This window comes from Sphingobium mellinum, from assembly GCF_037860795.1.
GTDB lineage: Bacteria > Pseudomonadota > Alphaproteobacteria > Sphingomonadales > Sphingomonadaceae > Sphingobium > Sphingobium mellinum.
In genome coordinates this window covers 56323-69602 of the sequence record NZ_JBANRK010000002.1, presented here as the reverse complement: position 1 = coordinate 69602, position 13280 = coordinate 56323, and the positions used below count along the sequence as shown (strand labels likewise).

At 62.1% G+C, this 13280-nt stretch carries 11 protein-coding genes; 6 read left to right on the top strand and 5 right to left on the bottom strand.

Annotation, left to right across the window (positions count from 1 at the left end; genetic code table 11):
* Positions 1-23: 23 nt before the first annotated feature.
* The 3 genes from era to lepB are packed head-to-tail and all read right to left on the bottom strand — an operon-like array spanning position 24 to position 2482.
* Positions 24-932, bottom strand: coding sequence for a GTPase Era (gene era / locus AAC640_RS04690; RefSeq protein ID WP_340264952.1), 909 nt, complete (start codon positions 930-932; stop codon positions 24-26).
* A 45-nt stretch (positions 933-977) separates the two neighbouring features.
* A complete protein-coding gene (gene rnc / locus AAC640_RS04685; protein WP_340264951.1) occupies positions 978-1661 on the bottom strand; it encodes a ribonuclease III in 684 nt (227 codons plus the stop codon).
* Positions 1658-2482 (bottom strand): signal peptidase I, encoded by an 825-nt coding sequence (lepB, locus tag AAC640_RS04680; protein WP_340264950.1) that lies wholly within the window; start codon positions 2480-2482, stop codon positions 1658-1660. Before lepB ends, rnc begins: the two co-directional genes overlap by 4 nt.
* 179 nt (positions 2483-2661) lie before the next feature.
* Here lepB and pgi point away from each other — a divergent pair, with 179 nt between their 5' ends.
* Together pgi and gor are read left to right on the top strand one after the other, a co-directional pair.
* Entirely contained in the window at positions 2662-4182 is a 1521-nt protein-coding gene (pgi, locus tag AAC640_RS04675) for a glucose-6-phosphate isomerase (RefSeq protein WP_340264949.1), read from the top strand.
* 47 nt (positions 4183-4229) lie between these two features.
* The gene (gene gor, locus AAC640_RS04670; protein WP_340264948.1) at positions 4230-5576 is read left to right on the top strand and encodes a glutathione-disulfide reductase; all 1347 of its coding nucleotides are present in this window, start codon (positions 4230-4232) and stop codon (positions 5574-5576) included.
* A gap of 25 nt (positions 5577-5601) precedes the next feature.
* Here gor and AAC640_RS04665 read toward each other — a convergent pair whose 3' ends face one another.
* Together AAC640_RS04665 and AAC640_RS04660 are read right to left on the bottom strand one after the other, a co-directional pair.
* The gene (locus tag AAC640_RS04665) at positions 5602-6327 is read right to left on the bottom strand and encodes a 2OG-Fe dioxygenase family protein (protein ID WP_340264947.1); all 726 of its coding nucleotides are present in this window, start codon (positions 6325-6327) and stop codon (positions 5602-5604) included.
* A 71-nt stretch (positions 6328-6398) separates the two neighbouring features.
* Positions 6399-7814 carry a helix-turn-helix domain-containing protein gene (locus AAC640_RS04660; RefSeq protein ID WP_340264946.1) on the bottom strand — a complete coding sequence of 472 codons (1416 nt, stop codon included), beginning with the start codon at positions 7812-7814 and terminating at the stop codon, positions 6399-6401.
* Between the two features lie 121 nt (positions 7815-7935).
* Between AAC640_RS04660 and AAC640_RS04655 the strand changes: the two genes are divergently transcribed.
* From AAC640_RS04655 to bioB, 4 genes are all read left to right on the top strand, one after another.
* The gene (locus tag AAC640_RS04655; protein WP_340264945.1) at positions 7936-9468 is read left to right on the top strand and encodes an acyl-CoA carboxylase subunit beta; all 1533 of its coding nucleotides are present in this window, start codon (positions 7936-7938) and stop codon (positions 9466-9468) included.
* A 12-nt stretch (positions 9469-9480) separates the two neighbouring features.
* Positions 9481-9918, top strand: a complete 438-nt coding sequence (gene mce / locus AAC640_RS04650) for a methylmalonyl-CoA epimerase (protein WP_340264944.1) — start codon at positions 9481-9483, stop codon at positions 9916-9918.
* 109 nt (positions 9919-10027) lie between these two features.
* Positions 10028-12181: a methylmalonyl-CoA mutase gene (gene scpA / locus AAC640_RS04645; RefSeq protein WP_340264943.1), complete on the top strand. Its 2154-nt coding sequence runs from the start codon at positions 10028-10030 to the stop codon at positions 12179-12181.
* Positions 12178-13179: a biotin synthase BioB gene (gene bioB, locus AAC640_RS04640; RefSeq protein WP_340264942.1), complete on the top strand. Its 1002-nt coding sequence runs from the start codon at positions 12178-12180 to the stop codon at positions 13177-13179. Before scpA ends, bioB begins: the two co-directional genes overlap by 4 nt.
* Positions 13180-13280: the final 101 nt, after the last annotated feature.

The window sequence follows — 13280 nt, the reverse complement described above, 5'->3', positions numbered from 1 at the left end:
AGGGCGAAGGGGATGGGTGGCGCTCAGTCCACCCAATCCAGCCCGATATCGCGGTAGATGAAGCGATCGTCCTCCCAATCTTCCTTGACCTTGACGTGAAGGTAGAGGTGGACCTTGACGCCCAGCAGGCTGGCGAGTTCGGCACGCGCCTTTGATCCGATTTCCTTGAGGCGTTGTCCGCCCTTTCCGAGCACGATGGCACGCTGACTGGACCGCCCGACCAGGATTTGCTGGTGGATTTCGACCGATCCGTCGTCGCGCTCCTTATACTGCTCGGTATCGACCGCAGCGGCGTAGGGGAGTTCGGCGTGGAGTTGATGATAGAGCTGCTCGCGCGTGATTTCAGCAGCCAGCATCCGGTCGGTGGCGTCTGAAACCTGATCCTCGGGAAAATGCCACGGCCCCTGCGGCATGGCATTGGCGAAAGCGGACCTGAGTTCAGGCAGACCATCCCCGGTCTGGGCGGAGATGAAGAAGGTCTCCTCGAAGCCGATGCGTTCGTAGAGCTTCTGGGTATGGACCAGCAGCTTTTCCTTGATGGCGATGTCGACCTTGTTGAGGATCAGCCATTTGCGCTCCGGCCGATGCGCCAGCGCCTCGATGATCGGCTCCATCTTGGCGCCTAGCCCTGCCTTGCCGTCAACGATCAGTGCGATCAGGTCCGCGCCTTGCGCACCGCCCCAGGCCGCCTGCACCATCGCGCGGTCGAGCCGGCGTTTCGGCGCGAAGATGCCCGGCGTGTCTACCAGCACGATCTGCGCATCGCCCTCGATCGCGACGCCCATCACGCGGGTTCGCGTGGTCTGAGCCTTGGGACTCGTGATCGCGACCTTCTGCCCGACGAGCGCGTTGACCAGCGTCGATTTGCCGGCATTGGGCGCGCCCACGATCGCGATAACGCCGCAGCGTTGGGATTCCATTTCTGCAGTCAATCAAATCTCCGTTCGGATCGGCACGTCAATAGCATGAAAGGGACCTCAGCCCGCCAATTTATCGAGCAGCGCCTGGGCGGCAGCCGTTTCCGCCTCCTGCTTCGACCCGCCGGTGGCGCTCGCTTCGCCGGCGCCCTTGATCGAGACGGTCACAGTGAAGCGCAGCGCATGATGCGGACCGGAGCGATCCGTCATCGCATATTCGGGCGGCTTGCGCTTGTTGGCGGCTGCCCATTCCTGCAGCGCGGACTTGGGATGTTTGGGCGCGCTGGCCTGGGTATCGACCCTTTCGCCCCAAAGCCGGTGGACCAGCTCTCGGGCGTCATCGAAACCGCCCTCCAGATACAGCGCGCCGATCAGCGCCTCCATGACGTCGCCCAGCACATTGTCACTGTCGGCCGCGCCATCGTCGCGCGCTTGCTTGCCGAGGACCAGATGAGGCGGAACACCAGCCGCGCGCGCAACCTCGGCGCAGGTTTCTCCCGATACCAGCGCGTTGAACCGTCGGGACAGCTTGCCTTCAGGCTCGCCGGTGAACCGGCCGTAAAGCCAGTCCGCGATGATCAGGCCAAGAACGCGATCGCCCAGAAACTCCAGCCGTTCGTAGTTGCTTGATTGCGCGCTGCCGTGAGTCAGCGCCTGGGCGAAGGAGGCGGCGTCTCGAGGTGCGCGACCGATCAGAGCCGCAAGCCAGGCCGCCGTGTCAGGCCCTCGCGGACTTGATGTCAAAAGCCTTCCCCGATCCGGTTCCAGCGCGCTGCGGTGAACCAGGTCCACGGGAGCAGCCAGTTGGCGCTGCCATCAGTGGAGAAGACCGAAATCATCGCCTTACCCACCAGATTTTCTTCCGGCACCAGCCCGATTCCCCCACCTTCTACAGCAGGAAAGCGGCTGTCGGCGCTGCGGTCGCGATTGTCGCCCATCATGAAGAGATGACCTTCGGGCACCAGAACCGTATCGCGATCGTCAGCCGCCCCGTCCGGAACCAGGTCCAGCACGTTGTAGCTTTTGCCGCCCGGCAGGGTTTCCCGATATTGGGGATAGCGACACTGACGACCGCCCCCCGCCGCAGCTTCCTCGAACTTGGAGCGGTAGCAGGGGGAAGGGCTCCCCTCCTTCGCAGCAGCGTCGACCATGTTCGGCGTCACGGGAATGACAAGGTCCGCGACCCTTTGCTTGGGGATGGCCTGACCATTGAGGTAGACTGTGCCGCCCCGGACGGAGATCATGTCCCCGGGCAGGCCGATCACCCGCTTGATATAGTCATTCTTCTGGTTCGGCGGCGCCTTGAACACCACGACGTCCCCCCTCTGTGGCGTTGAGGCAAGGATGCGGCCGGGGATGAGGGGTAGTCCGAAGGGGAGCGAGTAGCGCGAATAACCATAGGGCCATTTCGCGACCAGAAGATAATCCCCGATGAGCAGCCGCGGCTGCATCGATTCAGACGGGATATTGAACGGAGAGACAATGAAGCTCCGCAGAATGAAGACGAATACCGCGAGCTTTGCGAGAAACCAGAGGAAGTCCCGCGTTTCGGATTTTGCGCTCATGCCTGGTCGTCTAGTCCTTCATCTTGCCTTGAAAACAGGCCGTCGCGGCTTTTGCGGCCTCCCAAAGCTGCCGTCAAGCGCGGCGGGCGGTGCATTGCCCGCAACGCTTGGCTAAGAAAGGGAAGAATCGACAGATGCGGCGTCGGTATCCATCAAAGGCAAAGAGGATTTTCTCATCCATGTCCAGTCCTGCACTGGAGGCTATCGCAGCCCTTCCCCAAGTTGATCTGAAGTCCATCTTCACGACAGAGCCCGACCGCCTGAGCAAGTTGATATTGCGGCAGGGGCCGATCCGCTTCGACTGGTCGAAGACGCACCTGACGGGTGATCTCGTCGGTGCCTTTCTGACGTTGGCCGAGGAGCGAGGCTTTGAGGCGAGGCGTGACTCCCTCTTTGCTGGTGAGCCTGTCAATAACACGGAAGGCCGCGCCGCCGAACATCCTGCCGAACGCGGCGAGGGCAGTGCCGAAAGCGTCTCTCGCGCCAAGATGCTGCATGCCCGCATGCGCGCGTTGATTGATGCTATCGAGGGTGAGGCTCTGGGTCCCGTCCGCCATATTCTGCACATCGGCATTGGCGGTTCGGCGCTGGGGCCCGACCTCATCATAGACGCGTTGGGCGGTGACGGCGCCCGCTACGACGTGGCGATCGTATCCAACGTTGATGGAACCGCGCTGGAGCGGGCGATGGACCGGTTCGATCCGGCAGCGACGCTGATCGCCATCGCCTCCAAGACCTTCACGACGACCGAAACCATGCTGAACGCGGCGAGCGCGATTAGCTGGATGATCGAATCTGGCGTCGACGACCCCTACGGGCGCGTCATTGCCCTCACCGCCAATCCCGACAAGGCGATCGAATGGGGGGTCGATGAAACGCGCATCCTGCCCTTTGCGGAAAGCGTGGGCGGGCGCTATTCCCTCTGGTCCTCGATTGGCTTTCCGGTGGCGCTGGCGCTGGGATGGGATGCGTTCGAAAGCCTGCTGGAGGGCGCGGCGGCGATGGACCGGCATTTCCGCTTGTCTGATCCGGCGCGGAACGCGCCGCTGATCGCGGCGTTCGTCGACCAATATTATACCCGCATAATGGGGTGTCAGACGCGTGCGCTGTTTGCCTATGACGAACGGCTGCGGTTGCTGCCGTCCTATCTCCAGCAGTTGGAGATGGAGAGCAATGGCAAGAGCGTGACCCGCGACGGCAAGCCCGTGGATGGACCGACGGCGCCCATCACCTGGGGCGGCGTCGGTACGGACGCGCAGCATGCGGTGTTCCAGCTTCTGCACCAGGGGACGGTGCTGGCGCCGGTCGAGTTCATCGCATCGATCGAGCCCGGCCATTCGCTGGACCCCGCGCATCACCGGGCGCTACTGGTCAATTGCTTCGCGCAAGGGGCCGCGTTGATGCGCGGCAAGGAGAATGCGACGGACCCCGCACGCGCCTATTCAGGACGCCGGCCATCCACGACGATCCTCTTGGACGACGTGACGCCCGATGCTCTTGGCGCGCTGATCGCCTTCTACGAACATCGTACCTTCGCCAATGCCGTGCTGATGGACATCAACCCGTTTGACCAGTTTGGCGTCGAGTTGGGCAAGGAAATAGCCAAGGCAATCGAGGTCGACGGCCCGCGCGGATTTGATCCTTCAACCATGGCGCTGATCCACCTTGCCTTGGGCGGTCCGGGCGATTCTCATTTGTAACGCAGCGATTTCGTCGCCATATCCGGCGCTATCCAGCGGAGACCGGCATGAGCGACTATGATTTTGACCTTTTCGTCATCGGTGCGGGCTCGGGCGGGGTCCGTGCTTCGCGGGTGGCGGCGGCCCATGGCGCGCGCGTTGCGGTAGCGGAGGAATATCGCGTCGGTGGCACTTGTGTCATCCGCGGCTGCGTCCCCAAGAAACTGCTGATTTACGGCGCTCATTTCGCAGAAGATTTGAAGGACGCCCGGCGATTTGGCTGGAATGTGCCGGACTGCGATTTCGAATGGAAGGTGCTGCGCGACAATGTGCTGGCGGATGTGGACCGGCTCGAAGGCCTCTATAAAAATACGCTGTCGAGCCACAATGTTGAAGTGATCCCGGAAAGAGCCACCGTCACCGGACCCCATTCAATCAAGCTCGCGAGCGGACGGGAGGTGACGGCAAAATATATCCTGATTGCGACGGGCGCGTGGCCTGTGATCCCAGAGATGGAAGGCGCCGAACATGGCATAACCTCCAACGAAGCCTTTCATCTGGAGGACGCGCCCAAGCGAATCGTGATCGTGGGCGGGGGCTATATTGCCAACGAATTTGCCGGCATCTTCAATGAGTTCGGCAGTCATGTGACGATCGTCAACCGATCCGGCACGCTGCTGCGCGGCTATGATGAGCAGATTCGCGACCGGCTGATGCAGATTTCGACGATGAAGGGCATCGTTTTCCGCTTCAACGCGCAGATGGACCGGATCGAGAAGAATGAAGACGGCACACTTTGCATCCACTTCAAGAATGGCGATCCGATTCCATGTGACACGGTGATGTTCGCGACCGGGCGCCAGCCGCATGTCGAAGGGCTCGGGCTCGAGAGCGCGGGCGTCGAATTGGACGAGAAGGGCGCGATCAAGGTTGACGAATACAGCCGCACCAGCTGCGAAAGCATCTATGCCGTGGGCGACGTCACGGACCGGCTGCAACTGACGCCGGTCGCTATCCGTGAGGGGCATGCCTTTGCCGACACGGTGTTCGGCGGCAGTCCCCGGACAGTGGATTACCACTGTGTCCCCTCCGCTGTGTTCAGCCATCCGCCCCTTGCGGGAGTCGGTCTGACCGAAGCGCAGGCCAAGAACAAGCTTGGCACCGTAAAGGTCTATACTTCCGACTTCCGGCCGATGAAGAACGTGCTGGCCGGGCGGGACGAGCGGGCGCTCTACAAGATGGTGGTCGACGCGACCACCGACCGTGTGGTGGGCCTGCACATGATTGGACCGGATGCGCCAGAAATCCTCCAGGCTGCGGCGATTGCCGTGAAGGCGGGTCTTACCAAGGAGCAGTTTGACGACACGGTGGCGCTGCATCCCAGCATGGCCGAAGAGTTGGTCCTCCTCAAATAGCCCAAGTTCATCCGCGGCCGGTGGCTCAGCGCTCCGCCACGAAGGTCACGACGAGCGCGTCGCGCCAAGCCGGGGAGTTGGCGTCAACGGGATGGATCTCCGTCACTCCGTGCATGGTGCGTCGATCGTCGATCAGCACAGCGTCGCCCGGCTCCGCCAACGTGAACTCCCCAAGGGATGTGCCATCCGGCGTCCCGATGCGAGTCACGCCCTCGCGCACATTGCGGCGCTCGATCAGCATCACGAAAACCCAATCGACCCCGTCGCGATGCAGGCCTTCGGGCGTGGGCCGCCCGACATGATCCTCTTGCGTCTCGATGCGGAACTGGTGGATTTCCACATGCCATCGCTGGGCGTCCGCCGCGCCGAAGGTGCTCGCGCAAAATGCGAAAATCGCCTGCGTGACGTCATTCTCGACTGTGGCATCAGCGACCGGATCGAACCATCGCTGCAAGTCGCCATTTAGCGGGTTATAGTCCCGGCTCTGATAATGCGGTTGGTGAGGATTGCGGTTGAGGAGCCCGTGCTGGCATCGGAAGGTCGCATGGCGCCGTCGGCGGTAGCGTCCGCCGTCGGCCATGTAGAGGTCTGGCCCCATATCGTCCCAACTAGCAGCGAACGCTCGCCATGCGGCCGGCGTCACCCTCAATATGTTGAACATGTCGGCTCCGTCCAGTCGGGCATAGCCTCGATCATGCAGATCGCTGCGCAGGCTGCCGATGTCAGGATGCGAAAGGCTGATGTGGGTCATCTGTCCTAACTATTCCATTGGCGGAGCGCATGACAGGGTCAGTTTCCGCCGGTTGGCCTGCCAACAGGCGATCAGCCGATCCAGTACGGCACGATCTGCCGATGGTCGGGATCGACGCGGATCGGCCGGTCGGCAGGCGGGAAGGCCCGCTGATCGCAGCTTTGGCGCGAACAGAGGCGGCATGTGATCCCGATGGGCGTGGCGGCGCCCTCCATCTCCAGTTGCAGGCCGTCCGCATAGACGAAGTTCGCTGCGTGCACGATCTCGCAACCCAGGACGACCGCGAATCGCCGCGGGGTGCGTGAATAGCTGCCCGAAGGCTTCACCAGTCCCTTTGCCATCGAAACATAGCGCACACCGTCTGGCGTTTCGCCCAGTTGCACGTTGATGCGGTCGGGAATCGCCACCGCCTCATGCACGTTCCATAAGGGGCAGGTTCCGCCGAAACGGGCGAATTGCAAGCGCGTCGCGCTGTGTCGCTTGGTGATGTTGCCCGCCATGTCGACGCGGCAGAAGAAGAAGGGGATGCCCCGTAATCCTGGCCGCTGCAGCGTCGAAAGGCGATGGCAGGCCTGTTCGAAACTGACCCCGAAGCGCCTGGCCAAGCGGTCGATATCATGCCGCAGCTCGCGCGCGGCTTCGCGAAAGGCGGCGTAGGGCATCAGCAATGCGCCTGCGGCGTAGTTGCCCAATCCAATCGCGAGCAGCCGGTCTGCTCCTTCGACGGGAAGCGCGGCGCGGTTGACGACATCGGCGATCACCGCCTGCCCCTCCAGCATCATGAGCTGGTGCGACAGCATGAACTTGCGGCTTTCCGTGGGCAGCGCAGCGTTGACGAACAGCCTGCGTTCGCTCGCCGAATAGGCGCGCAGCGCTGAGTCCGGTGTGTCGGCAATCAACGTCTCGATGCCGTGGCGGCGCGCGAGCGCTTCGACCAGCATGCCTTCGTCCAGAACCTGGCCCTGGGTGAAGCTGGCTGCCATGTCCTCCGCGAGGCAATCGAGCGAATGGACATAATTGCCTGCTTCGTGGAACCAGTCCCGCACCGCTTCCCACGGCAGTCGAGCCTGTACTGCATGATCGTTGGCGATCGCCTCCTCGATCATGTTGATGCGTTCATTGGCGCGCATGTGCGCGTTGTAAAGATCAATGTAGCGAGCAGCGAATTCAGGAAACTGCAGGTGCAGCTTCTCGATCCGCTCCGGTTCGATCGGCGTTCCCGGCAGCTCCGGATGGGCGAGCGCATAGGTGAACGCGCCCAGCAGTTGCTCCTCTTCGCGACTGTCGAAGCTCGCCCAGTCGGTGGGGAAGGCGCTGGCGACCGCCGCCTTGACCTTGGCGGTCAGCGGCCGGTCGTCATTTTCAAGTTGACTGAGATAAGATACCGAAATGCCGAGCGCATTAGCCATCGCCGCCTGGTCCATGCGGTGATCCAGACGCAACTGTCGCAGGCGCGGACCTGCGAAAATACGGTTGCCTCGTGCCATGCTTCGCTCTTAATTTGCGAAATGGTGATTTGCAAATTGGCAAATTTGCATTTGCGAAAAGCTGGGAAGTGGGGAATGGGGCTGGCATAGCCGTCCGCGTTTCACCGGAGAGAAGCCGTTTATGTCGAAACTCGCCATTATCGAACAGCTTGAAGCCAAGCGTGACGCCGCGCGCCTGGGCGGCGGCCAGCGCCGCATCGATGCGCAGCATGCCAAGGGCAAGCTGACCGCGCGCGAGCGCCTGGAAGTGTTGCTGGATGAAGGCAGCTTCGAAGAAGTCGACATGTATGTCGAACATAATTGCATCGACTTCGGCATGGATGAGCAGCATATCCCCGGCGACGGCGTCGTTACTGGTTCGGGCACGATCAACGGGCGGCTGATTTTCGTCTTCAGCCAGGATTTCACCGTCTATGGCGGCGCTGTCTCTGAACGGCATGCGATGAAGATCTGCAAGATCATGGACATGGCGATGAAAGTCGGGGCGCCCGTCATCGGCCTCAATGACTCCGGCGGCGCGCGGATCCAGGAAGGCGTTGCATCCCTGGCCGGCTATGCGGAGATTTTCCAGCGCAACGTGCTGGCTTCGGGCGTCGTGCCGCAGATCAGCGTCATCATGGGCCCCTGTGCGGGTGGCGCGGTCTATTCTCCGGCGATGACCGACTTCATCTTCATGGTGAAGGATTCGAGCTTCATGTTCGTGACCGGCCCTGACGTGGTTAAGACCGTCACCAACGAGATCGTGACCCAGGAGGAACTGGGCGGCGCCGTGACGCACACCACCAAGTCGGGCGTTGCGGACCTGGCGTTCGAGAATGATATCGAGGCGCTGCTGGCCGTGCGCGACTTCGTCGACTTCCTGCCCGCCTCCAACAAGGAACCGGTGCCCGAGCGTCCGAGCGCGGATCCGTGGGACCGGGCTGAAGAAAGCCTGGATACCCTGGTGCCGGCAAACGCCAACCAGCCCTATGACATGCATGAACTGATACGGAAGGTTGTCGACGAGGGCGACTTCTTCGAAGTGCAGCCGGCTCATGCGGGCAACATCCTCTGCGGTTTCGGACGGATCGAGGGCAAGCCGGTGGGCATCATTGCCAACCAGCCGATGGTGCTGGCCGGGGTGCTCGACATCAACTCGTCCAAGAAGGCAGGTCGCTTCGTCCGCTTCTGCGATGCGTTCGAAATCCCGATCGTCACCTTCGTCGATGTGCCGGGCTTCCTGCCGGGCACCGCGCAGGAACATTCGGGCATCATCAAGCATGGCGCGAAGCTGCTCTTCGCCTATGCCGAAGCGACCGTGCCGAAGATCACCGTCATCACCCGCAAGGCCTATGGCGGCGCTTATGACGTCATGTCCTCAAAGCATCTGCGGGGCGATCTCAACTATGCCTGGCCGACCGCCGAGATTGCGGTGATGGGCGCCAAGGGCGCGGTCGAGATCATCTTCCGCGGCAAGACGGCCGATGAGATCGCGGAAAAGACCAAGGAATATGAAGACCGCTTCGCCAACCCCTTCGTCGCTGCGAGCAAGGGCTTTATCGACGAGGTCATCCAGCCGCACTCGACCCGCAAGCGGATCGCGCTGGGGCTGCGGAAGCTGCGCAACAAGGCGCTGGAAAACCCCTGGAAGAAGCACGACAACATCCCGCTGTAAGGATCGGCAGTCATGAAGCTCGGCCGTCTCAATCATATCGGCGTGGCCACGCCCTCGCTGGAAGCCAGTATCGCCTATTATCGCGACGTCATGGGCGCTACGAAGATCCACGAACCGTTCGACCTGCCTGCCCAGGGTGTGAAGGTGTGCTTCGTCGACACGCCGGGTGAGAATGGCACCAACGGCACGCAGATCGAGCTTATAGAGCCGCTGGGCGAGAATAGTCCTATCCACGGCTTCATTGCCAAGAACCCGGCGGGCGGGCAGCATCACATGTGCTACGAAGTGCCTGACATCCATCAAGCCAAGACGTGGTTTGAAGGTCTCGGCAAGAAGGTCCTTGGCGAACCGCGCATCGGGGCCCACGGTACGCTGATCTTTTTCGTGCATCCCAAGGATATGAACGGGGTGCTGACCGAGATCATGGAAACGCCTAAAGAGGCGCATTGAGTTTTCGTCACCCCGGACTTGATCCGGGGTCCCGCTGTTTTCGTCCCGCTCGCAGAAGAAGCGGGATGCCGGATCAAGTCCGGCATGACGAATGGGTAGGATGATAGAAATGACCGACAAGCCGACACGGGATCAGTGGGCCGCCGCCGCCGCGAAAGAGGTGAAGGGCAAGGACCTCAACTGGCAAACGCCGGAGGGGATCACCGTGAAGCCGCTCTACACGGCGGAGGATGTAACGGTTGATCCGGGCTTGCCCGGCTTCGCGCCGTTCACCCGCGGCGTACGCGCATCCATGTATGCGGGGCGGCCCTGGACCATCCGCCAATATGCGGGCTTCTCGACGGCTGAGGAATCCAACGCCTTCTACCGCCGCAACCTTGCTGCCGGCCAGAAGGGCCTTTCCGTCGCGTTCGACCTTGCTACCCATCGCGGCTATGACAGCGACCATCCTCGCGTCGTCGGTGACGTCGGCAAGGCGGGCGTGGCGATCGACACGATCGAGGACATGAAGATCCTCTTCGACGGCATTCCGCTCGACCAGATGTCCGTTTCCATGACCATGAACGGTGCGGTGATCCCGATCCTCGCCTTCTTCATCGTCGCGGGCGAAGAGCAGGGGGTCGAACGCAAGCTGCTCGACGGGACGATTCAGAACGACATTCTGAAGGAGTTCATGGTCCGCAACACCTATATCTATCCGCCTGAGCCGAGCATGCGGATCATTTCCGACATCTTCGGTTACACCAGCCGCGAGATGCCCAAGTTCAACAGCATTTCCATCTCCGGCTATCACATGCAGGAAGCCGGCGCGACCCAGGTCCAGGAACTGGCCTTCACCATCGCGGACGGCATCGAATATGTGAAATATGGCGTGGACTCGGGCCTCGACATCGACAAGTTCGCCGGTCGCCTCAGCTTCTTCTTCGCGATCGGCATGAATTTCTTCATGGAGGTCGCCAAGCTGCGCGCGGCTCGCGTCCTGTGGCATCGCGCCATGACCAAGCTTGGCGCGAAGGACGAGCGCTCCAAGATGCTGCGCACCCACTGCCAGACATCGGGCGTGTCGCTGACGGAACAGGACCCCTATAATAACGTCATGCGCACCACCATCGAGGCGATGGCGGCGATGCTGGGCGGCACCCAGTCGCTGCATACCAACGCGCTGGATGAAGCGATCGCGCTGCCGACCGACTTTTCAGCTCGCATCGCCCGCAACACGCAGATCGTCATCCAGGAAGAGACCGGCATGTGCAATGTGGTCGATCCGCTGGGCGGCAGCTATTATGTGGAGGCGCTGACCCAGCAGCTGGTCGATGCGGCGCAGGAGATCATCGACCGGGTCGAGGGTGAAGGTGGCATGGCGAAGGCCGTTGCGGCCGGCTGGCCCAAGGCCATGATCGAGACCGCTGCGGCCGCCCGACAGGCTCGCGTGGATCGCGGTGAGGATGTCATCGTTGGAGTTAACAAATATCGCCTTGCCAACGAGGACCTGCTCGAAACGCTGGAAGTCGACAATAGCAAGGTTCGCGAGGCGCAGATCGCTCGCATCACCAAGGTGAAGGCCGAGCGCGATGACGCGAAGTGCCAGGCGGCGCTGGAATCGCTGCGTCAGGCCGCTGCCGGGCCGCAGTCGATCGAGAATAACCTCCTGGCTCATGCGGTGGAAGCGGCGCGCGCGCGGGCCACGCTCGGCGAGATTTCCGCCGCCATGGAAGACAGCTTCAACCGCTATGGCACGGTGCCAACGCCGGTGAAGGGCGTCTATTCCAAGCCTTACGCGCAGGACAGCCGCTGGAAACAGGTTCTTGACGGGGTGCAGGCCGTCGAGCGGCGCCTCGGTCGCAAGCCGAAATTGCTCGTCGCAAAGATGGGCCAGGACGGTCATGACCGGGGCGCCAACGTGATTGCCTCTGCGTTCGGGGACATGGGCTTCGACGTCGTGTCGGGTCCGCTGTTCCAGACGCCGGAAGAAACGGTGGTTCTGGCGCTGGATAGCGGGGCCGATGTCGTCGGTGCTTCGTCGCTGGCCGCGGGGCACAAGACGCTTATCCCCGAACTCATCAAACAGCTCCGCGAGAACGGCCGCAGCGACGTAAAGGTGATAGCGGGTGGCGTTATTCCGCCGCAAGATTATGACTTCCTTCGTGACGCGGGCGTGCAAGGCATTTATGGCCCAGGCTCCAACGTCCTGGAATGCGCCGCCGATGTGCTGCGCCTCCTCGGCCACAACATGCCCCCGGCGGGTCTGGAGGAAGCTGCTTGACCACTGCAACGCCCCGCACTGACTGGACACGCGACGAAATCGCCGCGCTGTTCGACCTGCCTTTCAACGACCTGATGTTCGAGGCGCAGTCGATCCATCGTGCGAACTTCCCGCGCAACGAGGTGCAGCTTTCGACGCTGCTGTCGATCAAGACCGGCGGCTGCCCGGAAGATTGCGGTTATTGCAGCCAGTCGACGGAGGCGGAGAGCGGCCTGAAGGCGACCAAACTGATGGACGTGCAAGCGGTGCTGCAGGCGGCGGCGCAGGCGAAGGACCATGGTTCGGGGCGTTTCTGCATGGGCGCGGCGTGGCGCAATCCCAAGGAACGGGACATGCCCAAGCTCATCGAAATGGTGAAGGGCGTACGCCAGATGGGCATGGAAACCTGCATGACGCTGGGCATGCTGTCAGCCGGTCAGGCGAAGCAGCTCGCCGATGCGGGATTGGATTACTACAATCACAATATCGACACCTCGCCGGAAAATTACGCCAACGTCATCACCACCCGGACCTTCGAGGACCGGATCGAGACGCTGGAAAATGTCCGCGACGCGGGCATCAATGTGTGCTGCGGCGGGATTGTCGGCATGGGTGAGACGCGCTCGGACCGTATCGGTTTCCTCCACGCGCTCGGCACCATGCCGCACCCCGAAAGCGTTCCGATCAACGCGCTGGTGCCGGTTGCCGGGACCGTGTTGGGCGACATGCTGAAGGACACGCCGCTCGCCAAGATCGATGAGGTGGAGTTCGTCCGCACCGTTGCTGTCGCGCGGATCGTCATGCCGCAGTCGATGGTCCGCCTTTCGGCAGGGCGCGAGAGCATGAGCGAGGCCTGCCAGGCGCTCTGCTTCATGGCGGGCGCGAACAGCATCTTCACCGGCGACAAGCTGCTGACCGCAGCCAATGCCGGGGATGACAAGGACGCCGCACTGCTCGGCAAGCTGGGACTGAGTCCGATGATGGCACAGCCGCACGGGCATCTCGAGGCGGCGGAATAATTCAACATGCATACCGATGTGTGCCTGTTCTCTTCGGGGAGGCGGACATCAGCAACTCAGCCCAAATGGGCCGAGAGGAATAGGACTGGGGCAAGGACAGA